18 protein-coding genes are annotated in these 22,119 nt (G+C 61.8%); 13 read left to right on the top strand and 5 right to left on the bottom strand.

Features of this window, described 5'->3' with window-relative positions; all coding sequences use genetic code 11:
- Positions 1–10: 10 nt before the first annotated feature.
- Positions 11–1,972: a choline transporter BetT gene (gene betT, locus AC1RT4_RS27555; protein WP_493089303.1), complete on the bottom strand. Its 1,962-nt coding sequence runs from the start codon at positions 1,970–1,972 to the stop codon at positions 11–13.
- Between the two features lie 288 nt (positions 1,973–2,260).
- Positions 2,261–3,187, bottom strand: a complete 927-nt coding sequence (epsC, locus tag AC1RT4_RS27550) for a serine O-acetyltransferase EpsC (RefSeq protein ID WP_493089241.1) — start codon at positions 3,185–3,187, stop codon at positions 2,261–2,263.
- A 190-nt stretch (positions 3,188–3,377) separates the two neighbouring features.
- On the opposite strand from epsC, the gene AC1RT4_RS27545 reads away from it, so the two are divergent.
- From AC1RT4_RS27545 to AC1RT4_RS27490, 12 genes are all read left to right on the top strand, one after another.
- Positions 3,378–4,382, top strand: a complete 1,005-nt coding sequence (locus tag AC1RT4_RS27545; protein ID WP_007952732.1) for a D-cysteine desulfhydrase — start codon at positions 3,378–3,380, stop codon at positions 4,380–4,382.
- Between the two features lie 246 nt (positions 4,383–4,628).
- Positions 4,629–5,429: a cystine ABC transporter substrate-binding protein gene (gene tcyJ / locus AC1RT4_RS27540; RefSeq protein ID WP_493089239.1), complete on the top strand. Its 801-nt coding sequence runs from the start codon at positions 4,629–4,631 to the stop codon at positions 5,427–5,429.
- Positions 5,429–6,094, top strand: a complete 666-nt coding sequence (tcyL, locus tag AC1RT4_RS27535; RefSeq protein ID WP_007952735.1) for a cystine ABC transporter permease — start codon at positions 5,429–5,431, stop codon at positions 6,092–6,094. Before tcyJ ends, tcyL begins: the two co-directional genes overlap by 1 nt.
- Before the next feature lie 4 nt (positions 6,095–6,098).
- Positions 6,099–6,848, top strand: coding sequence for an L-cystine ABC transporter ATP-binding protein TcyN (tcyN, locus tag AC1RT4_RS27530; protein WP_493089238.1), 750 nt, complete (start codon positions 6,099–6,101; stop codon positions 6,846–6,848).
- Positions 6,849–7,305: 457 nt separating this feature from the next.
- A complete protein-coding gene (locus AC1RT4_RS27525; RefSeq protein ID WP_493089236.1) occupies positions 7,306–8,070 on the top strand; it encodes a hypothetical protein in 765 nt (254 codons plus the stop codon).
- Positions 8,071–8,336: 266 nt separating this feature from the next.
- On the top strand, positions 8,337–9,578 hold the full coding sequence (locus AC1RT4_RS27520; protein ID WP_493089235.1) for an SfnB family sulfur acquisition oxidoreductase: 1,242 nt from the start codon (positions 8,337–8,339) through the stop codon (positions 9,576–9,578).
- Between the two features lie 38 nt (positions 9,579–9,616).
- Positions 9,617–10,810 carry an SfnB family sulfur acquisition oxidoreductase gene (locus AC1RT4_RS27515; protein ID WP_493089233.1) on the top strand — a complete coding sequence of 398 codons (1,194 nt, stop codon included), beginning with the start codon at positions 9,617–9,619 and terminating at the stop codon, positions 10,808–10,810.
- On the top strand, positions 10,810–12,162 hold the full coding sequence (locus AC1RT4_RS27510) for an LLM class flavin-dependent oxidoreductase (protein ID WP_493089231.1): 1,353 nt from the start codon (positions 10,810–10,812) through the stop codon (positions 12,160–12,162). The genes AC1RT4_RS27515 and AC1RT4_RS27510 overlap by 1 nt, the downstream gene beginning before the upstream one ends.
- 148 nt (positions 12,163–12,310) lie before the next feature.
- A complete protein-coding gene (locus tag AC1RT4_RS27505; protein ID WP_007952748.1) occupies positions 12,311–13,120 on the top strand; it encodes a MetQ/NlpA family ABC transporter substrate-binding protein in 810 nt (269 codons plus the stop codon).
- A gap of 2 nt (positions 13,121–13,122) precedes the next feature.
- Entirely contained in the window at positions 13,123–14,247 is a 1,125-nt protein-coding gene (locus AC1RT4_RS27500) for a methionine ABC transporter ATP-binding protein (protein WP_493089229.1), read from the top strand.
- Positions 14,237–14,881: a methionine ABC transporter permease gene (locus AC1RT4_RS27495; RefSeq protein ID WP_102718558.1), complete on the top strand. Its 645-nt coding sequence runs from the start codon at positions 14,237–14,239 to the stop codon at positions 14,879–14,881. Before AC1RT4_RS27500 ends, AC1RT4_RS27495 begins: the two co-directional genes overlap by 11 nt.
- A 48-nt stretch (positions 14,882–14,929) precedes the next feature.
- Entirely contained in the window at positions 14,930–15,559 is a 630-nt protein-coding gene (locus AC1RT4_RS27490) for a class I SAM-dependent methyltransferase (protein WP_493089226.1), read from the top strand.
- A 26-nt stretch (positions 15,560–15,585) separates the two neighbouring features.
- On the opposite strand, the gene AC1RT4_RS27485 is transcribed toward AC1RT4_RS27490, so the two are convergent.
- The 3 genes from AC1RT4_RS27485 to AC1RT4_RS27475 are packed head-to-tail and all read right to left on the bottom strand — an operon-like array spanning position 15,586 to position 20,800.
- Complete coding sequence (locus AC1RT4_RS27485; protein ID WP_493089224.1) at positions 15,586–18,639, bottom strand: efflux RND transporter permease subunit; 3,054 nt, start codon at positions 18,637–18,639, stop codon at positions 15,586–15,588.
- Positions 18,636–19,700 (bottom strand): efflux RND transporter periplasmic adaptor subunit, encoded by a 1,065-nt coding sequence (locus tag AC1RT4_RS27480; protein ID WP_085608592.1) that lies wholly within the window; start codon positions 19,698–19,700, stop codon positions 18,636–18,638. The genes AC1RT4_RS27485 and AC1RT4_RS27480 overlap by 4 nt, the downstream gene beginning before the upstream one ends.
- Positions 19,697–20,800, bottom strand: coding sequence for an efflux RND transporter periplasmic adaptor subunit (locus tag AC1RT4_RS27475; protein WP_493089221.1), 1,104 nt, complete (start codon positions 20,798–20,800; stop codon positions 19,697–19,699). Before AC1RT4_RS27475 ends, AC1RT4_RS27480 begins: the two co-directional genes overlap by 4 nt.
- Positions 20,801–20,944: 144 nt before the next feature.
- Between AC1RT4_RS27475 and AC1RT4_RS27470 the strand changes: the two genes are divergently transcribed.
- Positions 20,945–22,105: an AAA family ATPase gene (locus AC1RT4_RS27470; protein WP_085746320.1), complete on the top strand. Its 1,161-nt coding sequence runs from the start codon at positions 20,945–20,947 to the stop codon at positions 22,103–22,105.
- The last annotated feature ends 14 nt before the right edge of the window (positions 22,106–22,119 follow it).

The raw sequence follows: 22,119 nt of genomic DNA, 5'->3' as shown, positions 1-22,119 counted from the left end.
CCTGCCCCGATCAACGCACCAGATGCAGGAACTGCATGTGCCGTTCGTACTGGTCGAGGATGTCGTTGATGATCTGCTCTTTCGTGTAACCAACCAGATCGTAGTCCTGACTGCCCTCGCTCAGATGCACTTCGGCGCGGTAGTAGCGGCGATTGTTCAACTGCTTGGAACCCATGCCGCCTCGCGCGAACGACGGCGTGAAGTAGCCGCGCATCTGCACCTGATAGATGAACGGGTGCTGCTCGCCGTGACCGATTTCCAGGCTGACGCTGTCGTGCGCCGGATCCGGTTGGGTGACCACGTTCAGGCCTTTCTCGGCGAACACCGCCGTCACTTCTTCGATGGCCGGTTTCACCGTGGTGTCCATGAAGCGGTACACCTCGTCGCGCGACGGGAAGTGCACGGCCTGACTCAGACGCTGGCGCCAGCCGCCCTTGCCTCGCCGTGAACCGGAGACCGGCGCCAGCGAATGCAGTTGCGCGATCTGCTTCTGCGACTCCAGATAAAACGCCTTGTGCAAGCCCCACATCATCAGCAGCAGAATCAGCGAGAACGGCAACGAGGTCAGCACCACCGCCGACTTCAGCGCATCGATGCTGCCGGAAAACAGCAGCGCGCTGGTGATCAGCGCGGTCATCGCGCCCCAGAACACCCGCAGCCATTTCGGCCCGTCTTCATCCGGGTTGCCGCCCTTGGCCGACAGGGTCGAGAGCACCACGGTGCCGGAGTCGGCGGAGGTGACGAAGAACACGAAGCTGATGAACACCGTTACCGCGATGACGGTTTTGCTCCACGGGTAGGTTTCCAGCAGCAGGTAAAGGGTCATCGACGGGTTGTCGAGGGCCGACATGCCCAGCGCCGACATACCATGATTGAGCACCTGGTCGATGGCGCTGTTGCCGAAGATCGACATCCACGCCAAGGTGAAACCGAGTGGAATCAGCAGCACGCCGAAGACGAATTCGCGGATGGTCCGGCCACGGGAAATCCGTGCGATGAACAGGCCCACGAACGGCGACCATGCGATCCACCAGGCCCAGTAAAAGACTGTCCAGCCGCCGAGCCAGTCGCTCGGTTTGTCGTAGGCGTAGAGGTCGAAACTCTTCATCGGCAACGCGCCGAGGTAGTCGCCCAGATTCTGGATCAGGGTGTTGAGCAAATGCTGGGTAGGGCCGGCGAACAACACGAACAGCAGCAGCGCACAGGCCAGCAGCATGTTGATGTCGGACATGACCCGCACGCCCTTATCCACACCGGAGACGGCGACGATGATCGCCGCACCCATCATCAGCGTGATCAGGCCGACCTGAATCCACTGGGTGTGGGCGATGCCGAACAGGTAGTCCAGACCGGAGTTGAGATGGAGCACGCCGAAGCCCATGTCCGCACCGAGACCGAACACCGTAGCGATGATGCCGAAGCCGTCCACCGCGTAGCCGATGGGCCCGTTGATGCGTTTGCCGATCAGCGGGTACAGCGCCGAACGCAGGGCCAGCGGCAGGTTATGCCGGTAGGCGAAATACGCCAGCGCCATGCCGACAAAGGCGAACACGCCCCAGCCGTGCAGGCCCCAGTGCAGAAACAGAATCTGCATCGCCTGACGCGCCGCCTCCGCGGTGCCGGTCTCGCCTTGCGGCGGCTGGAGCATGTGGGTCAGCGGTTCGGACACGCAGAAGAAAAACAGCGTGATGCTGATCCCGGCGGCGAACAGCATGCCGGCCCAGGACAGGTAACTGAATTCGGGTTCGTCGTGGTCGGCACCGAGTTTGATCTTGCCGTAGCCCGATAACGCGGTGACCACCACGAAGACCAGATACAGGGTCATCGCGAGCATGTAGTACCAGCCGACCGTGTTGGCCGCCCAGTTTTGCGCTTCGAGAAGCCAGGCGCCGGCCTGTTCCGGCATGGCGATGACCGTCAGACCAAACAGCAGGATCACCGTCGCGGCGAACCAGAACACCGGCGGATTCATGCGCACCAGACCGCTGGCGGGGGTGGACGATGCACTCATGAACGGTGCACCTCAAGGGATTGGAAAATGGCTGAAATGATCGGACTCAGCAAAGGCAAGCCTCCTGTTGTGAGCGGGCAGCGAACCGCCGGTTTAACTTGAATGAACGTTCAAGTTAAACATGGATAGTACGCTCAGGACTAATCGCAGGGCTCAGCGGTACCTTTCGTACGCTAGCTCAAGAGGGGGTATGACGCTGTGGCGAGGACGATCGTTCCCGCGTTGCGCGGGAACGATCAGACAGAAAAATTACTTCTGCGTCCCGTCATCATGCTGCAGGTTGGCCTGGGTCAGGTTGCACCCGGCCGGCACGCTGCGGGTCAGCCAAACATTGCCGCCGATGGTCGAGCCTTTGCCGATGGTGATCCGCCCCAGGATCGTCGCCCCGGCGTAAATCACCACGTCGTCCTCGACGATCGGATGGCGTGGATGGCCCTTCTGCAACTGGCCGTCCTCGTCCGCCGGGAAGCGCTTGGCGCCGAGGGTCACCGCCTGATAAATCCTGACGCGCTCGCCGATGATCGCGGTCTCGCCGATCACCACGCCGGTCCCATGGTCGATGAAGAAACTGCGGCCGATCTGCGCGCCCGGGTGAATATCGATGCCGGTCGCCGAGTGGGCGATTTCCGAGCTGATCCGCGCCAGCAGCGGCAAACCCGCGCGATACAAATGGTGGGCCAGACGATGGTGAATCACCGCCAGAATCCCCGGATAGCACAGCAGCACTTCATCCACACTGCGCGCCGCCGGGTCGCCGTGATACGCCGCCAGTACATCGGTATCGAGCAGACTGCGCAGGCCCGGCAACGCGAGGGCGAAATCCTGGATGATCCTGATGGCCTGCACCTCGACTTCGGTATCGGCCTGGGCACTGTGACGGGCGACGTAACGCAATTCGAGTCGTGCCTGAGCCAGCAGCGCATTCAAGGCGACGTCGAGGGTATGACCGACGTAGAAATCCTCGCTCTCCTCACGCAGATCCACCGGCCCCAGCCGCATCGGGAACAACGCGCCGCACAGGGCTTCCAGGATTTGCGCCATCGCATCACGGGACGGCAATTCGCGTCCGCCCTGCTCGCCGGAAGCACGGCCATTTTGTGCCCGCCACTGATCCCGCGCGGTACGCAGCTGGCTGACGATGGTCTGCAATTGCCAATGGCTGGAACGCTCGCTCACGGTAAAGACTCCTCACGGGCGGCCGGACTGTCTGGCCGCGTCAACGGCGACTACTTTACGGCAACCCCACGGGCGCGAATTAAGAACCGATAGTGCTGGGCTAAGCACATTTGGCTATAAGCGATTGGCGGTTGCCCCGGTAAATCGGCGTGCCTATAGTCCTGACATCTCCTTGCATCAGTACGGAACCATGTCCACACAACCGATCAAACAACAGCTGGATCGCTTTAACCGCCTCGACCTGCTCGGCCAACCGACCCCACTGGAAAAACTCGAGCGCCTGTCCACCTGGCTCGGCCGCGATGTCTACATCAAACGCGATGACCTGACGCCGCTGGCCATGGGCGGCAACAAGCTGCGCAAGCTCGAATACCTCGCCGCCGATGCCCTCGCCCAAGGCGCCGATACCCTGATCACCGCCGGCGCACTGCAATCGAACCACGTTCGCCAGACCGCCGCACTGGCCGCGAAACTGGGCCTGGGCTGCGTGGCCCTGCTGGAAAACCCGCTGGGCACCGATGACAGCAACTACACCGGCAACGGCAATCGCCTGCTGCTGGACCTGTTCGACACCAAGGTCGAGCTGGTCGACAACCTCGACAACGCCGACGAACAACTGGCCGCCCTCGCCGTGCGCCTGCGCAGCAACGGCAAGAAGCCGTACCTGGTGCCGATCGGTGGCTCCAACGCCCTCGGCGCACTGGGTTACGTACGCGCCGGCCTGGAACTGGCGGAGCAGATCAAGGACACCGGCCTGCAATTTTCCGCCGTCGTTTTGGCCTCGGGCAGCGCTGGCACTCACAGCGGTCTGGCGCTGGCGCTGAGTGAAGCGCTGCCACAACTGCCGGTGATCGGCGTGACGGTATCGCGCAGCGAAGAAGATCAGCGCCCGAAAGTCCAGGGCCTGGCCGAACGCACCGCCGACCTGCTGGGTGTGGCGCTGCCGGACAGTTTCAAGGTCGAGTTGTGGGACGAATACTTCGGCCCGCGTTACGGCGAGCCGAATGCCGGAACCCTGGCAGCGGTGAAACTGCTGGCGAGTCAGGACGCCGTGCTGCTCGATCCGGTCTACACCGGCAAGGCCATGGCCGGGCTGCTCGACGGCATCGGTCGCGGGCGTTTCGACGACGGCCCGATCATCTTCCTGCACACCGGCGGCGCCCCGGCGTTGTTCGCGTACAAGGACTTTCTGTAGGCCTGAGCGCGTTCCCGCGCCCGACGTGGGAACGCTCAGCGTCAGCTCGAATACATATTCATTAAAAGAATAACAAATGGAAAATTCATTATTTTCCATTCTAAAAGAACCGTCATATAGTCTCGCCGCAGGCGAATTTCGCGAGAGACGCATAAGCTGCTTTAAGGCAGGATAGCGCTGTCGTCCAATTCCCGGATTCGCCAACTTTCCTTAAGCGTCTTCCATAAGAAAACACAGGGGCTTGTCATGATTCTTTCCGCACTACGTCGAAATCTGCTGGTAGGTTCGCTGGGCCTGGCACTGAGCGCCGGTCTGCTGGGGCAGGCTGTTGCCGGTGAGCAACTGCAACAGATCAAGGACAAAGGCGTTATCAACGTCGGCCTGGAAGGCACTTACCCACCGTTCAGCTTCGTCGATGCCGACGGCAAGCTGTCGGGTTTCGAAGTCGAGCTGTCCGAAGCCCTGGCCAAGAAGCTGGGCGTAAAGGCCAAGATTCAGCCGACCAAATGGGACGGCATCCTCGCAGCCCTCGAATCCAAGCGTCTGGACGTCGTGGTCAACCAAGTGACCATCTCCGAAGAGCGCAAGAAGAAGTATGACTTCTCCGAGCCGTACACCGTTTCCGGGATTCAGGCACTGGTGCTGAAAGACAAGGCAGCCACGCTGAACATCAAGACCGCCGCTGACCTGTCCGGCAAGAAAGTCGGCGTGGGTCTGGGCACCAACTACGAACAGTGGGTTCGCGCCAATGTGCCGGGTGCCGACGTGCGCACCTACGACGATGATCCGACCAAGTTCGCCGACCTGAACAACGGCCGTACCGACGCGATCCTGATCGACCGTCTGGCTGCGCTGGAATACGCCAAGAAAGCGCCGAAAACCGTCGCCGCCGGTGAAGCCTTCTCGCGTCAGGAAGCCGGTGTTGCCCTGCGCAAAGGCGAGCCTGAACTGCTGGCCGCCGTGAACAAGGCCCTCGACGAACTGCGTGCCGACGGCACCCTTGAGAAGCTGTCCACGAAATACTTCAACGCTGACGTCACCAAATAATGGAAGAAGCTTTCCAACTCGCTCTGGACTCCGCGCCCTTCCTGTTGAAGGGCGCGTACTACACGGTAATCCTCAGCCTCGGCGGCATGTTCTTCGGCCTGCTGCTGGGCTTTGGCCTGGCGTTGATGCGCCTGTCGCGCTTCAAGTCGGTCAGCTGGCTGGCCCGCATCTACGTGTCGTTCTTTCGCGGCACGCCGTTGCTGGTGCAACTGTTCGTGATCTATTACGGCTTGCCGCAATTGGGCATGGAACTCGACCCGCTGCCGGCGGCCCTGATCGGCTTCTCGCTGAACATGGCCGCCTACGCCTGTGAAATCCTGCGGTCCGCGATCGGTTCGATCGAACGCGGCCAGTGGGAAGCCGCTGCGAGCATCGGCATGACCCGCGCGCAGACCCTGCGCCGGGCCATCCTGCCGCAGGCGATGCGCACGGCGTTGCCGCCGCTGGGCAACAGCTTCATTTCGCTGGTCAAGGACACCGCACTGGCCGCCACCATTCAGGTGCCGGAGCTGTTCCGTCAGGCACAGCTGATTACCGCCCGGACTTTCGAAGTCTTCACCATGTATCTTGCCGCCGCGCTGATCTACTGGATTCTGGCCACGGTGCTGTCGCACTTCCAGAACAAGTTGGAAGAGCGGGTCAATCGGCACGACCAGGAGTCCTGACCCTATGATTGTCGTGGAAAAACTGACAAAGCAGTTCAAGGGTCAAGTCGTGCTCAACGGCATTGATCTGGAGGTGAAGGAAGGCGAGGTCGTGGCAATCATCGGCCCCAGCGGCTCGGGCAAGACCACGTTCCTGCGCTGCCTGAACTTCCTCGAGCAACCCACCAGCGGCCGGATCAAGGTCGGCGATATCGAAATCGATACCAGCCGCCCGCTGAACCAGCAGCAGAGCCTGGTGCGCAACCTGCGCCAGCACGTGGGCTTCGTGTTCCAGAACTTCAACCTGTTCCCCCACCGCACCGCCCTGGAAAACGTCATCGAAGGCCCGATCGTGGTCAAGAAGACGCCCCGCGATGCAGCCATTGCCTTGGGCAAGAAGCTGTTGGCCAAGGTCGGCCTGGCGGGCAAGGAAGACGCCTACCCGCGGCGCCTGTCCGGTGGCCAGCAACAGCGCGTGGCGATTGCCCGGGCGCTGGCGATGGAGCCGGAAGTGATCCTGTTCGACGAGCCGACCTCGGCCCTCGATCCGGAACTGGTGGGTGAAGTGCTGGCGACCATCCGCGGCCTCGCCGAGGAGAAACGCACCATGGTGATCGTCACCCACGAAATGGCGTTCGCTCGTGATGTGGCCAACCGCGTGGTGTTTTTCGATAAAGGCGTGATCGTCGAACAAGGTGAAGCGAAAGCGTTGTTTGCCAATCCGAAAGAAGAACGCACTCGACAGTTCCTCAGCAAGTTCAGAAACAACAGCTGACCCGTAAACTTTCCTGAATACAAACTTCCATGGATGGAAGTTTCGCTTACATCCTCTCCACTAAAAAATCTAATCAAGCGACTGCATTACATATATATGTCCTGCAACAGTCTCGCCGCGATCAAAGTTTGCCCCCTCCAAATATTCAGCCGTGCAAACCAACCGACGACAGAACAATAAAACCCGTCGAAAGCTGTGGCCAGATTCGCCAGGCAGGATAGGTAGAGTGCTTTATCGGCGTAGGAAGCTTCTGATAAATCCGTAATTCTTCAATTAACTAATCCTGTCCGTTGACACGCCATTCGGCGAACTTTTATCTAGTCACTCATCGTGCCCAACAACATTGCCAAGACCCAATAACGAATGGCCGAACGACCCTGTTTTTATTACCGGGAAATTCATGCCATTTGAACTTTCAGAAACGGATTTCGCTGCAAGGTTTCAAGGAGAGGACTTCATGACCCGCACTTCGCACATCCCCGAACTGGCCGCACCGAGCCTGGCTCCATCCCAACACAACGGCATCAACCTTGCGGCAGCGGCCCATCTGCTGGTCGATGTGTTGCCTTATCCGGACATGGACACCGGCGATCTGATCGAACTGTTCTGGAACAACTGCTACGTCGCCTCTCACGTGCTGACAGCGCAGGACGTCGCGGCCCCGGTCAGCCTGCGAGTGCCGGAAAGCTTCATCGCCAGCGGCTCGTCACGCATCCACTATCGGGTCATGCGGGTGGGTCACGGGCCATCGCTGTCGGCAGCGGCGCGAGTCACGGTCAAACTCGACTGTCCCGGCGGACAGCCTCCGGCAGTGTGCGGTGACGAAAACCAGCAACTGGCGCCGGTGACACTGCCCGACACCATTCGCCGTCAAGGCGTCAACGCGAATCAGATCAAGCGTGGCGTACCACTGACCATCGAGCCGTATCTGAACATGGCCGAAGGCGATGCCATCACCCTGCGCTGGGGTGATGTACGGATGGACCTGGCGCGCATCACCCCGGCCGATATCGGCAAACCGATTCAGGTCTGGGTGCCGCCGGCGATCATCACCGAGGCCGGCGAGGACCTGCGGCTGGACGTGACCTATTGCATCCTCGACCGGGTCGGCAACAACTCGCGCTGGGCGCCGCCGCGAACGCTGAAGATCGGTTGCGTGAATCCCTACCTCAAGGTGCCGCTCAAGGAAACGCTGAAGGCCGCAGAGCCGCAAAAAAAATGACACACCTCGCTCGGCGAGAGGCGTACTCCCTCACCGCCGCGAGCTTAACCAGACGGACCACGCCCCCTTCTATACATATTCCTAAAAGTTAGTTTATTTAAATTTTATACGCGCTTAGGGTATATGAACCGGACCACCGGACATTCTTTCGTTCGCCGCACTTTTGCGGCGTTTTTCATGAGATGTGAGGTAGGTAACATGGTCCGGAACACAATCACCCCAGTGCAGATCGCCAGGGCATTGCGTGCAGCCAAGGAGCGGCACTGATGTCCAGTCTGGCAGACGCAAACGTCCAGAGTGACCTGGACATCGCCCCGTTGTTGTTGCCCGCGCAAGTGCTGCGCAACGACGCTCAAGCCATCAAGGCCGCCCACGAGCTGGCGCAAGTTGCCCGCGTGCAGGCCGCCAAACGTGATCGCCAGCGCAAGCTGCCGTGGTCGGAAATCGAACAGTTCACCCGCAGCGGCCTCGGCAGTATCGCGATTCCGCGCGAGTACGGCGGCCCGCAGGTTTCCTTCGTCACCCTGGCCGAAGTGTTCGCGATCATTTCCGCGGCCGACCCGGCACTGGGGCAGATCCCGCAGAACCAGTTCGGCATCATCAACCTGATCCTCGGCAGCGCCACCGAACAGCAGAAAAAACAGCTGTTACAGAGCGTTCTGGAAGGCTGGCGCATCGGTAACGCCGGGCCCGAACGCGGCACCAAGGACACCCTGGAATTGAAAGCGCGCATCACCGCTGACGGCGATGACTACGTGATCAATGGCCAGAAGTTCTATTCCACCGGCGCCCTGTTCGCCCACTGGGTGGCGGTCAAGGCGCTCAACGGTGACGGCAAGCAAGTCCTGGCTTTCGTCCGTCGCGGCACACCGGGGTTGCGCATCGTCGATGACTGGTCGGGTTTCGGCCAGCGCACCACCGCCAGCGGCACGATCCTGTTGAACAACGTGCGGGTCGATGCCGGCCTCGTGGTGGACAACTGGAAGATCAACGAAAAGCCCAACACCCAAGGCGCGGTGTCGCAGCTGATTCAAGCGGCGATCGACGCCGGCATCGCCCGTGGCGCCATCGATGACGCCATCGAATTCGTCAAGACCCGCGCCCGGCCGTGGGTCGACGCCAACGTCGAACGGGCCAGCGATGACCTCTACGTGATCGCCGACATCGGCAAACTGAAAATTGAACTGCACGCCGCCGAAGCGCTGCTGCGCAAGGCCGGGAAAGTGCTGGATCAGGTGCACGCCGCACCGTTGACTGCCGAGTCCGCAGCCCGCGCGTCGATTGCCGTGGCCGAAGCCAAGGTGCTGACCACCGAGATCTCGCTGCTGGCCAGCGAAAAGCTTTTCGAACTGGCCGGCAGCCGCGCCACCCTCGCCGAATTCAACCTCGACCGTCACTGGCGCAACGCCCGGGTGCACACGCTGCACGACCCGGTGCGCTGGAAGTACCACGCGGTTGGCGCCTATCGCCTCAACGGCAAGTTGCCGGCTCGCCATTCCTGGATCTGACGACCAGAACACTTTTGACCAGATCTCTGGAGAAACACATGACTCTTTCCCATCCCGTCGCGGTCATCACCAGCGACGAGCAAGCCCTGATCGTCGCCAGCGACCTGGCCGAAGACTTCCAGCGCGACAGCAACCTGCGCGACCGCGAACGCCGCCTGCCGCTGCCGGAACTCGACGTGTTTTCCCGCTCCGGCCTTTGGGGCATCAGCGTGCCCAAGGAGTACGGTGGCGCCGGCGTATCCAACGTGACCCTGGCCAAAGTCATCGCCCTGATCGCCCGGGCCGATGGCTCGCTGGGGCAGATTCCGCAGAACCATTTCTATGCCCTCGAAGTGCTTCGGGTGAACGGCAGCCACGAGCAGAAACAACGGCTGTACGCCGAAGTCCTCGCCGGCCAGCGCTTTGGCAATGCCCTGGCGGAACTGGGCACCAAGACCGCCCATGACCGTGTCACCCGCCTCGATCGCGACGGCAGCGGTTATCGCATCAACGGCCGCAAGTTCTATGCGACCGGTGCGATTTACGCGCAGCGCATCCCGACCTCGGTAGTCGATGAAAACGGTGTGCAGCAACTGGCGTTCGTCCCGCGCGACAGCAAAGGTCTGACCGTGATCGACGACTGGAGCGGCTTCGGTCAGCGCACCACCGGCAGCGGTTCGGTGGTGTTCGAAGACGTGTATGTCGCCGCCGAAGATGTCATTCCGTTCCAGAGCGCCTTCGAACGCCCGACCCCGGTCGGACCGCTGGCACAGATCCTTCACGCCGCCATCGACACCGGCATCGCCCGCGCCGCTTACGAGGATGCGCTGCACTTCGTGCGCAGCAAGACCCGGCCATGGATCGATTCGGGCAACGACAAAGCCACCGAAGACCCGCTGACCCTCAAGAGCTTCGGCCACCTGAGCATTCGCCTGCACGCCACCGAAGCGCTGCTCGAACGCGCCGGCGAATTCCTCGATGCGGCCCAGGCCGAGACCAACGCCGAGACGGTTGCAGCGGCCTCGATTGCGGTCGCCGAAGCACGGGCGATCAGCACCGAAATCTCTCTGGCTGCCGGCAGCACCTTGTTCGAACTCGCCGGCAGCCAGGCCACCCTGATCGAGCACGGCCTCGACCGCCACTGGCGCAACGCCCGGGTGCACACCCTGCACGACCCGGTGCGCTGGAAGTATCACGCGGTGGGCAACTACTACCTCAACGATGCAAACCCTCCGCTGCGAGGGACCATCTGATGAGCAAGAAAAAGATCCTGCTCAATGCGTTCAACATGAACTGCATCGGCCACATCAACCACGGGCTGTGGACGCATCCTCGCGACACTTCGACCCGATACAAGACCATCGAATACTGGACCGAACTGGCGCAACTGCTGGAGCGCGGGCTGTTCGACGGGCTGTTCATCGCTGACATCGTCGGCGTGTACGACGTCTATCAGAACTCGGTGGACGTCACCCTGAAAGAGTCGATCCAGCTGCCGGTCAACGATCCGCTGCTGCTGGTATCGGCGATGTCCGCCGTGACCAAAAACCTCGGATTCGGCCTGACCGCCAACCTCACCTACGAGCCGCCATATTTGTTCGCCCGGCGCATGTCGACCCTCGATCACCTGAGCCGTGGACGGGTGGGCTGGAACATCGTCACCGGTTATCTGGACAGCGCCGCCAAGGCCATGGGCCTCAGTGAACAGGTCGAGCACGACCGGCGTTACGACCAGGCCGACGAGTACCTCGAAGTGCTCTACAAACTCTGGGAAGGCAGCTGGGAAAACAGCGCGGTGCTCAACGATCCGCAGCAGCGGATCTACGCGCAGCCAGACAAGGTGCACAAGGTCGAACACAAGGGCGAGTTCTATCAGGTCGAGGGTTATCACCTGTGCGAACCGTCGCCGCAACGTACGCCGGTGCTGTTCCAGGCCGGCAGTTCGGATCGCGGTCTGCTGTTCGCCGGGCGTCATGCCGAGTGCGTGTTCATCAGCGGTCAGAACAAGCCGTCGACCAAAGTGCAGGTGGACAAGGTCCGCGCCAGCGCCGTCGAAGCAGGTCGCAACCCCGAGGACATCAAGGTGTTCATGGGCCTGAACGTGATCGTCGGCGAGACCGAAGAAGCGGCCTGGGCCAAGCACGCCGAATACCTGAGTTACGCCAGCGCCGAAGCGGGCGTGGCGCACTTTTCGGCGTCCACCGGGATCGATTTTTCCCAGTACGAAATCGACGAACCGATCCAGTACGTGAAGAGCAACGCGATCCAGTCCGCCACCAAGAACCTGCAGAACAACGACTGGACCCGGCGCAAGTTGCTCGACCAGCATGCCCTCGGCGGGCGCTACATCACCGTTGTCGGCTCGCCACAGCAAGTGGCGGATGAACTGGAATCGTGGATCGCCGAAACCGGCCTCGACGGCTTCAACCTGACCCGCATCGTCACCCCGGAAAGCTATGTGGATTTCATCGATCTGGTGATTCCGGAGCTGCAACGGCGCGGCTCGTACAAGACCGCATACGACACCGGCAGCCTGCGGGAAAAACTGTTTCACGGCGAAGCGCATTTGCCGCAGCAACACACCGGCGCTCATTACCGACACTAACCCCGGCACTGATCGTTCCCACGCTCTGCGTGGGAATGCAGCCTGGGACGCTCTGCGTCCCGACAGCGGACGCAGAGCGTCCATTGAGGCGCGCTCCCACGCGGAGCGTGGGAGCGATCAGGCTAAATTCACTGACTGGAAAACCACCATGACCAAGAAGCTCCTGTCCCACCCAGTCAAAGCACTGGCCCTGGCCTTCGGCCTGTTCAGCTCGGCGGTGTTCGCCGCCGATGCGCCGTTGAAAATCGGCACTACCGCAGCCTTCGCGATTCCGCTGGAAGCCGCCGTCGAAGAGGCCTCCAAACAAGGCCTGAAAGTCGAACTGGTGGAGTTCACCGACTGGATCGCGCCGAACGTCAGCCTCGCCGCCGGTGACATCGACGTGAACTACTTCCAGCACATCCCGTTCCTGGAAAACGCCAAGGCGGCTTCCGGTTTCGACCTGGTGCCATTCGCCCCGGGCATCATCAACAACGTCGGCCTGTACTCGAAAAAATACAAAAGCTTCGACGAGCTGCCAGAGGGCGCCAGCGTCGCCATCGCCAACGACCCGATCAACAGCGGACGCGGCCTGCAACTGCTGGCCAAGGCCGGCCTGATCACCCTGAAACCGGGCGTCGGCTACAAGGCTACCGAAGACGATATCGTCGCCAATCCGAAGAAGATCAAGATCCTGCAGGTCGAAGCCGTGCAACTGGTGCGCGCCTACGATGACGCCGATCTGGTCCAGGGCTATCCGGCCTACATCCGTCTGGCGAAGACCTTCGATGCCGGTTCCGCGCTGCTGTTCGACGGCCTCGACCACAAGGAATACGTGATTCAGTTCGTGATCCAGCCGAAGAGCAAAACCGACCCGCGCCTGATCAAGTTCGTCGACATCTACCAGCATTCGCCGGCCGTTCGCGCGGCACTGGATAAGGCCCACGGCAAGCTGTACCAGGCCGGTTGGGAAAGCTGAGGATGACGGCAGCCATTCAACGGCGACTGGATCTTCCAGAGCCACCCGCGCTGGCACAGCGCACCGAACTGCATCCCGAACTGAACCGCGCCCATGTGCGTTTCGTCGGGCTCGGCAAAACCTATGACGGCAAACAAGGCCCGGTCGCCGCCCTGCAAGGCATCGACCTGGCGATCCAGCGCGGTGAAGTGTTCGGCATCATCGGCCGCAGCGGCGCCGGCAAGTCGTCGCTGATCCGCACCATCAACCGCCTCGAACAACCGACCTCGGGCCGGGTGCTGATCGATCAGGTGGACATCGGCGAATACGACGAGGATCGCCTCGTCGCCCTGCGTCGGCGGATCGGCATGATCTTCCAGCACTTCAACCTGATGTCGGCGAAAACGGTGTGGCAGAACGTCGAACTGCCGCTGAAAGTCGCCGGTGTCCCGAAAGAACAACGGGAGAAAAAGGTTCGCGAACTGCTGGAACTGGTGGGCCTGCAAGCCAAGCACAAGGCTTATCCGGCGCAGCTGTCCGGCGGGCAGAAACAGCGTGTGGGCATCGCCCGCGCGCTGGTGCACGACCCGGATATTCTGCTGTGCGACGAAGCCACTTCGGCCCTTGATCCGGAAACCACCCAGTCGATCCTCGGCCTGCTGCGCGAGATCAACAAACGCCTGGGCCTGACCATCGTGCTGATCACTCACGAGATGGCGGTGATCCGGGAAATCTGTGACCGCGTCGTCGTGCTGGAACATGGCCGCATCGTCGAGCAAGGCCCGGTCTGGGAAGTGTTCGGCAACCCGCAGCACGAGGTCAGCCAGACGTTGCTGGCGCCGTTGCAACACGCTTTGCCCGAAGAATTGCAGAGCCGTTTGCAGGCACAGCCCTTGTCGGCGGACGCGGCCGTGGTGCTGCGCTTGCAGTTCACCGGCAGCCAGCAGGACGAACCGGATCTGGCCGCGCTGTTCGCCGCGCTGGGTGGCCGGGTGAAATTGCTGCAAGGCGGCGTGGAACGGATTCAGGGCCACGCGCTCGGGCAATTGCTGCTGGCGGTGGCGGGTTCAAAGCTGAACGCCGAGGAATTGCGTCAGCGTGCCAGCCAGTGGGCACAACGCACGGAGGTGCTGGGTTATGTGGTTTGATCGCTTGCTGCAGGGTTTTATCGACACGTTTCTGATGGTCGGCGTGTCGTCGCTGATCGCACTGCTGGCGGGTATTCCGATGGCAGTGATTCTGGTCACCAGCGACAAGGGCGGGATCTACGAAGCGCCGGTGCTCAATCGCGCTTTGGGTGCGTTCGTGAACCTGTTTCGCTCGATTCCGTTTCTGATCCTGATGGTGGCGCTGATTCCGTTCACCCGGCTGATCGTCGGCACCACCTACGGCGTCTGGGCGGCAGTCGTGCCGTTGACCATCGCAGCCACGCCGTTTTTTGCGCGGATTGCCGAAGTGAGCCTGCGTGAAGTCGACTACGGCCTGATCGAAGCCGCGCAGGCCATGGGCTGCCGGCGCTGGCACATCGTCTGGCATGTGCTGTTGCCCGAGGCGCTGCCGGGGATTGTCGGCGGGTTCACCATCACCCTGGTGACGATGATCAACTCCTCGGCCATGGCCGGGGCGATTGGCGCCGGCGGTCTGGGCGACATCGCCTATCGCTACGGCTATCAGCGCTTCGACAGCCAGATCATGCTGACCGTGATCGTGCTGCTGGTGGCGCTGGTAGCGGTGATTCAGCTGGGCGGTGATCGCCTGGCGCGGGGCTTGAACAAGCGCTGAATGGCATGGCGTATAGTCGGCAAAATCCTTTGCCGGCGCAGTTCGACCATGAAGCAGACCCCCACCGATCTGGAACAGATCACCTCTACCACCCTCGGCCACTACAACTCGGTGGCGGAGGGTTTTCGTGAAGGCACCCGCGATCACGATGTCAGCCAGAACATCGACGCACTGCTGCGGCACATCCAGAGTGAGGCGCCGTTTTCCATCCTCGATTTCGGCTGCGGGCCGGGGCGGGATTTGCAGACTTTCACACGGATGGGACACGTCGCCGTCGGCCTCGACGGCGCGGAGAAATTCGCGCAGATGGCCCGGGAAGACAGTGGCTGTGAAGTGTGGTGCCAGGACTTTCTGAAGCTGGATCTGCCGGCAGAACGCTTCGACGGGATCTTCGCCAACGCCGTGCTGTTTCATGTGCCGTTGCAGGAGTTGCCCCGGGTCTTGAAGCAGTTGCACGGGACATTGAAACCGGGCGGCGTGCTGTTCAGCTCCAATCCGCGCGGGGATAACCGTGAAGGCTGGAACGGGCCGCGTTATGGCTCCTATCACGATCTGGAAGCGTGGCGCGGGTTGTTGACCGCCGCCGGGTTTGTCGAGCTGGAGCATTACTACCGGCCGGCGGGGCTGCCGCGTGAGCAGCAGCCCTGGCTGGCGAGTGTCTGGCGCAAAGCCGTGTAGTTGGCGATGAGCACAAGGCGCTCGCCTTACTGCGCCTCTTTGTTCGGCTCGCGAATCTTGTACCAGGCCACGTACAGCGCCGGCAGAAACAACAGCGTCAGCAAGGTCGCAATCACGATCCCGCCGATCATCGCGTAAGCCATCGGCCCCCAGAACACTTCCCGGGCGATCGGGATCATACCCATGCTCGCCGCTGCTGCGGTCAGCAGGATCGGACGACGTCGGTGCTCGGTGGCTTCAACCACCGCATCCCACGGCGCATAACCTTTGCGCTCGAACTCGTCGATCTGGGTCACGAGGATCACCGAGTTGCGGATGATGATGCCAATCAGCGCCAGAATCCCGAGGATCGCCACGAAGCCCATCGGCGTGCCGGTCGGCACCAGCGCCAGCACCACGCCGATCAGCCCCAGCGGCGCGACACTGGCCACCAGAAACAGCTTCTGCACGCTGTGCAACTGGATCATCAGGAAAGTCGCCATCAGGAACAGCATCAGCGGCAACACCTTGGCAATCGGCCCCTGAGCCTTGCCACTCTCCTCGACCGTACCACCGGTGGCGACCTTGTAGCCCACGGGTAATTTGGCCGCAAAGTCATCAATGGACGGCTTGAGGATTTTCACCAGATCGGTCGGCTGAATCTCGTCACGCACCGACGCCTTGATGGTGATGGTCGGCAAGCGGTCACGACGCCACACCAGCGGCTGCTCCAGCTCATAACGAACCGTGGCAAAGGCCAGTAAGGGAATCGACGTGCCATTGGGCGTGACAATCTGCAGATTCTGCAGGGTTTCCGGCGTACCGCGTTCCGAACTCACTGCGCGACCGACCACGTTGATCAGGTAGATGTCGTCGTTGACCTGGGTCAGCGGCGCGCCACTGACGATGCTGTTCATCAGGTTCGCCACGTCTTCGGACGACAGCCCGAGCTGGCGCGCCTTGTCCTGGGCGATGTCGATTCGCAGGACCTTGCCCGGCTCGTTCCAGTCGTAAATGATCTCGCCGATGTGCTCGTTCTTGTCCAGTTCAGTCGCCAGGTCGATGGCGTGTTTGCGCACCTGGTCGATGTCCTTGCCGCTGATCCGGTACTGGATCGGACGCCCCACCGGCGGGCCCATTTCCAGCGCCTGCACGTAACTGCCGATGCCGACGAAGTCCTTGTGCAGACGTTCGCGCAGGCGCTGACTCAGGGCCTCGCGGGCTTCGAAGTCTTTGCTGACGATCACCAGTTGCGCGTAGTACGGGTTCTGCAATTGCTGGTCGAGGGGCAGGTAGAAACGGATCGCACCCTGACCGATGTAGGTGCTCCAGCGCACGATGTCCGCGTCGCCCTTGAGCGTGGCCTCGAGTTTGTCGACGGCCTTGCGGGTCTCGTCGATCGAGGCGTTTTGCGGCAGGTTGAGGTCGACCAGGATTTCCGGTCGATCCGAGGACGGGAAGAACTGATTCTGCACAAACCGCATGCAGAACACCGCCAGCACAAACAACAGCACGGTGATGCCGATGGCCCACCAGCGATTGCGCATGCACCACAGCAAACCGCCGTTGAATGCACGGCCAACGCGGCCCGGTTCCGCTTCATGGGGTTTCACGTTGGTGCTGAGAATGTGCACGCCGATCACCGGCGCGAAGAACACCGCCACGATCCAGGACACGATCATCGCCACGGCAATTACCGCGAACAGCGTGTAGGTGTACTCGCCGGCAGAACTGGCGTTGAGACCGATGGGCACGAAACCGGCGACCGTCACCAGCGTACCGGTGAGCATCGGGAACGCGGTCGAGGTGTAGGCGAATGTCGCGGCCTCTTCCTTGCTCTCGCCCATTTCCAGGCGCGTGACCATCATTTCCACGGTGATCATCGCGTCGTCCACCAACAGGCCGAGGGCGATGATCAGAGCGCCAAGGGAAATCCGCTGCATGGTGATGCCGCTGTACTCCATGAACACGAACACCATCGCCAGCACCAGCGGGATCGAGCACGCCACCACCAGCCCGGCGCGCACGCCGAGGCTGATGAAGCTGACCACCAGCACGATCACCACCGCTTCGAACAACGCGCTGGTGAAGCCGCCGACGGCTTCCTCCACCACCACCGCCTGATCGGACACCGTGTGCACACCCACGCCGACCGGCAGATCTGCGGTCAGTTCATCAATGCGCTTGTGCAGGGCCTTGCCGAACTCCTGAACGTTGCCGCCCTTCTGCATGGCAATCGCCAGACCGATGGCCGGCTTGCCGTCGAAACGGAATTCCGGGGTGGCCGGGTCGACGTAACCACGGGTGATGTCGGCCACGTCCGCCAGGCGATAGAAGCGGTCGTTGAGCTTGAGATTGACCTCGGCCAGGTCTTTTTCCGAAGCGAACTGCCCCGAAGTCCGCACGGAAATCCGCTCGGGGCCCGCCTCGATGACACCGGCCGGGGTCACCGCGTTCTGCGATTGCAGGCTCTGCACCACTTGGCGCTGATCGATGCCCAAAGCTGCGAGTTTGCGAGTGGAGAAGTTCAGGTAGAGCACTTCGTCCTGCTGACCGATCATCTCGATCTTGCCCAGCCCGGGCACATTGCGGATCTCGGCCCGCGCCTGTTCCACGTAATCGCGCAACTGGCGCATGGTCAGGCCATCGGCGGTGAAGGCGTACACCGAGCCGAACACGTCACCGAATTCGTCGTTGAATCCCGGCCCCTGAATGCCTTGCGGAAACTGCCCGCGAATGTCGTTGATCTTCTTGCGCACCTGATACCAGATTTCCGGAATGTCCTTGGCGCTGGTGGTGTCGCGCAGGTACACGTACACCGTCGATTCGCCGGGGCGCGTGTAGCTTTTCACGTAGTCGAGGGAATCGAGTTCTTCGAGTTTTTTCTCGATGCGGTCGGTGACCTGCTTGAGGGTTTCCTCCTGGGTCGCACCCGGCCATTTGGTCTGGATCACCATGGTCTTGATGGTGAACGACGGGTCTTCCTCGCGCCCCAGATTGAAGTAGGAGAACACCCCCATGAGCAATCCGACGAACATCAGATACCAGACGAAAGACTGATGCTTGAGGGCCCATTCGGAGAGATTGAAAGAGCCTTTCATTGACTGTCCTCGTCAAGTTTCACGGATTGTCCGGGTTTGAGACTGTTGACGCCGGCGCTGACCACGCGCTCGCCGTTCTTCACGCCTCCCGCGAGCACCACGCTGCTGTCGGTGCGGCTGATCACGCTGACGTCGCGCGGGTTGACGGTTTTGCTTTGGGTGTCGATGACCCAGATGCGCGGTTTGCCGTCGACCTCCTGCAACGCGGTGACGGGCAATTCGATACGCGGCTTGATCGCCGAGCTGAGGGTAACGCTGATCGCCGTACCGAGGCGGAAGCCGTCGGGCGTATTGGCCAGGGTCAGCCGTGCACGTCGGGTGCGCGTCGCGCTTTGTGCCTGCGGTTCGATCTCACGCAGGGTGGCCGTGGTGTTGATGCTCGGGTCGAGCTGCCCGGCCACCAGAAACACCACGTCGGACGGGATCTCATCGACCAGGGTGTCCGGCAGATCGATCACCGCTTCCTTGATGTCCGGTTGCGCCAGGGTCACCACTTGCTGGCCCGCCGTCACCACTTGCCCGGCCTCGGCGTTCCACGCGGTCACCACGGCTTTGTGATCGGAGCGCAGCTCGGTGTAATCGAGTTGATCCTTGCTTTGATTGACCGCCGCGCGCGCCTGATCCAGCGAAGCCTGGGTGGTTTTCAGGTCCGTCATCGCAATGTCCAGTTGCGCCTGCGCACCCACGCCCCGGTCGAACAGCGCTTGCTGACGGCGGGCATTGGCCTGGGCGTTGATCAGTTGTGCCTGAACCTTGGCCAGATCACCCTGGGCCGAGCGCAGCTGGTTCTGCTGGTCGGACGGATCGAGGGTGGCGAGCAGCGTGCCCTTCTGCACTTCGGTACCGACGTCGACGTTGCGGCTGGCAATGCGCCCGCCGACGCGGAAACCGGTGTTGCTTTCATAGCGCGCCTGAATGCTGCCGGCGAAACGCCCGAGGTTTTCCTCGCTCATCGCTTCGACCTTGACCGACAACACCGGCCGTACCGGTTCCGGCGGTGGCTCGCTTTTCGAGCAGGCGGCCAGCAACACGCCAATGGATAACAGCCCCAGACGCTTCATGGCTGTGCTCCCGGTTGCAGATCCTTGTAGGTGTTTTCGGCAATTTCGACCTTCATGCCCGGATGCAGCAACTGCCCACCCGCGACAATGACTTTTTCCCCGCCCTTGAGGCCCTCGCTGATGATGACCTTGCCGATCAGGTAGCGGCTGACGGTGACGTTGTGCAACTGCGCTTCGCCTTTGTCGTCGACCATCCACACGGCCGGATCGCTGATGTTCTTGGTCAGCGCCGACCACGGTAATTCAACCGCCGACTTGCCGGTGCCCTTGGCCGTGGCGCTCACCACCGAGCCCAGTTGCATTCCTTGCGGCAGGCTGTCGAGGCTGACCTTGACCTGCACCGTGCCGGACTGCGCGGACACCGCCGGGGTGATTTCGCGCACGGTGCCGGTGGTCTTGATGGCGGGGTTGTCGAGCAGGCTGACGACGATCGACCGCTCCGCCGGCCGCTCGGCCAGCAGGGATTCGTAAACGTTGAACACGGCGTCGCGGTCGCCGTCCCGGGCCAGGCTGAAAATCGGCGCCGTGGCCTGAACCACCTGACCGACTTCGGCCTGACGCTCGGTGATGACGCCCGGCGCATCGGCGATCAGCGAGGTGTAGCTCAGTTGATCCTTGGCGTTGGCCAGCTGCGCCTGGGCCGCGCTCAAGGCACTCTGGCTGCTGCGCAAGGCGGCCTGCGCGGAATCGTATTCGCTCTGGCTGGTGTAGCCCTTGGGCAACAGTTTCTGTTGGCGGACGAACGCCGCGGCGCTCTGTTTGACCCGCGCCTGCTCGGCCACCACCTGGGCCTGGGCGGAGTCGACGTTGGTCTGCAAATCCTTCGGATCGAGCTTGGCCAGCACTTGTTTGGCCGAGACCCGGTCACCGACATCGACCATGCGCTGGATGATCTTGCCGCCGACCCGGAACGACAGTTCGGTCTGCACGCGCGCCTGAACATCGCCGGTGAGGGTCACGGCGGCGGCGTAATTGGCGGGGTTGACCTCCTGCACGAAGACCCGAGGCAGGTATTCGGCGGGGGCCTTTTTCTCGCCGCACGCGCTCAACAAAGCGAACAGACTCAGCATGACCGCTGTTTTCAATCCGGGACTCGCCATGCAGACTCCTTCCTGTGTACGAACGTGCAAGTGACGATACGACTGTGAGCTTAGAACAGGGTTCAACCTTCGTCCGGGCGATATATGCATTTCTGTGCAGCGAGTATCCTGACCCGGATTTCGGGGCACTCAAGAAGGATTTTCATGCTCAAGACCCTCGCGGTGGCCAATTACCGCTCGATCAATAAATTGGTGATTCCGCTGGGCCGTCTGAACCTGATCACCGGCCCCAACGGCAGCGGCAAGTCCAACCTGTACCGGGCGCTGCGGCTGCTGGCGGAAACCGCTCAGGGCGGCGTGGTCAATGCGCTGGCCCGGGAGGGTGGTCTCGACTCGACCTTCTGGGCCGGGCCGGAAACCATCAGCCGACGCATGCGCAACGGCGAGGTGCCGATCCAGTCCACCGTGCGCCAGGGTGTGAAGCGCCTGCGTCTGGGCTTTGCCGGGGAAGATTTCAGTTATTCGATTGCATTGGGATTGCCAGAACCAAGCCTCTCGTTCTTTTCCCTCGACCCGGAAATCAAAAAGGAATGCATCTGGGCCGGGCCGCTTTATCGTCCGGCCAGTCTGCTGGTGGATCGCGACGGGCCGATGATCCGCACCCGTGAGGGTCGTGGCTGGGATGTTCTGGCGCAATACACGCCGAACTTCGACAGCCTGTTCGATCAGGTCGGCAGTCTGCGCACCTCACCGGAAGTGTTCCAGATGCGCGAGTTCATCCGCCGCTGGCGCTTCTACGATCACTTTCGCAGCGACGCCGACGCCCCGGTGCGCCAACCGCAACTCGGCACGCGCACGCCGGTGCTGCACCACGACGGGCGCGATCTGGCAGCGGCGTTGCAGACCATCCGCGAGATCGGCGATCCCGAGGCGCTGCAGGCGGCGATCAGCGATGCGTTTCCCGGTGCACGACTGAACATTGCACCGTTGGCGGGCGGACGCTTTGCCATCGAGTTTTTTCAGGAAGGATTGCTGCGACCGTTGTCGGCGGCGGAACTGTCGGATGGCACGTTGCGCTATCTGCTGCTGGTCGCCGCGCTGCTGACGCCACGCCCGCCGTCGCTGATGGTGCTGAACGAGCCGGAAACCAGCCTGCATCCGGACCTGCTGCCGGCGCTGGCGCGTCTGATTATCCGGGTGTCGGAGCAGTGTCAGGTGTGGGTGGTGTCCCATGCCCGACGATTGATTTCGGCGTTGCAGGAAGACCCGGAATGCAATTGCATCGTGCTGGAAAAAACCCTCGGCCAGACGGGAATCGTCGGGCAGAGGGTTCTGGATGAGCCGGCATGGAACTGGCCTGATTAGGTACTGATCGTTCC

The organism is Pseudomonas sp. GW821-FHT11D10 (assembly GCF_058808435.1).
The sequence above is the reverse complement of the archived record's forward strand: the minus strand, read 5'-3'. Positions and strand labels throughout refer to the sequence as shown.

What these genes read in the sequence shown, in the direction of transcription:
- AC1RT4_RS27470 (WP_085746320.1), top strand. Translation starts at nt 20,945, where the DNA reads ATGCTCAAGACCCTCGCGGTGGCCAATTACCGCTCGATCAATAAATTG.
- AC1RT4_RS27485 (WP_493089224.1), bottom strand. Translation starts at nt 18,639, where the DNA reads ATGAAAGGCTCTTTCAATCTCTCCGAATGGGCCCTCAAGCATCAGTCT.
- AC1RT4_RS27475 (WP_493089221.1), bottom strand. Translation starts at nt 20,800, where the DNA reads ATGGCGAGTCCCGGATTGAAAACAGCGGTCATGCTGAGTCTGTTCGCT.
- AC1RT4_RS27505 (WP_007952748.1), top strand. Translation starts at nt 12,311, where the DNA reads ATGACCAAGAAGCTCCTGTCCCACCCAGTCAAAGCACTGGCCCTGGCC.
- tcyJ (WP_493089239.1), top strand. Translation starts at nt 4,629, where the DNA reads ATGATTCTTTCCGCACTACGTCGAAATCTGCTGGTAGGTTCGCTGGGC.
- AC1RT4_RS27480 (WP_085608592.1), bottom strand. Translation starts at nt 19,700, where the DNA reads ATGAAGCGTCTGGGGCTGTTATCCATTGGCGTGTTGCTGGCCGCCTGC.
- AC1RT4_RS27495 (WP_102718558.1), top strand. Translation starts at nt 14,237, where the DNA reads ATGTGGTTTGATCGCTTGCTGCAGGGTTTTATCGACACGTTTCTGATG.
- betT (WP_493089303.1), bottom strand. Translation starts at nt 1,972, where the DNA reads ATGAATCCGCCGGTGTTCTGGTTCGCCGCGACGGTGATCCTGCTGTTT.
- tcyL (WP_007952735.1), top strand. Translation starts at nt 5,429, where the DNA reads ATGGAAGAAGCTTTCCAACTCGCTCTGGACTCCGCGCCCTTCCTGTTG.
- AC1RT4_RS27515 (WP_493089233.1), top strand. Translation starts at nt 9,617, where the DNA reads ATGACTCTTTCCCATCCCGTCGCGGTCATCACCAGCGACGAGCAAGCC.
- tcyN (WP_493089238.1), top strand. Translation starts at nt 6,099, where the DNA reads ATGATTGTCGTGGAAAAACTGACAAAGCAGTTCAAGGGTCAAGTCGTG.
- AC1RT4_RS27520 (WP_493089235.1), top strand. Translation starts at nt 8,337, where the DNA reads ATGTCCAGTCTGGCAGACGCAAACGTCCAGAGTGACCTGGACATCGCC.
- AC1RT4_RS27510 (WP_493089231.1), top strand. Translation starts at nt 10,810, where the DNA reads ATGAGCAAGAAAAAGATCCTGCTCAATGCGTTCAACATGAACTGCATC.
- AC1RT4_RS27545 (WP_007952732.1), top strand. Translation starts at nt 3,378, where the DNA reads ATGTCCACACAACCGATCAAACAACAGCTGGATCGCTTTAACCGCCTC.
- AC1RT4_RS27525 (WP_493089236.1), top strand. Translation starts at nt 7,306, where the DNA reads ATGACCCGCACTTCGCACATCCCCGAACTGGCCGCACCGAGCCTGGCT.
- AC1RT4_RS27500 (WP_493089229.1), top strand. Translation starts at nt 13,123, where the DNA reads ATGACGGCAGCCATTCAACGGCGACTGGATCTTCCAGAGCCACCCGCG.
- AC1RT4_RS27490 (WP_493089226.1), top strand. Translation starts at nt 14,930, where the DNA reads ATGAAGCAGACCCCCACCGATCTGGAACAGATCACCTCTACCACCCTC.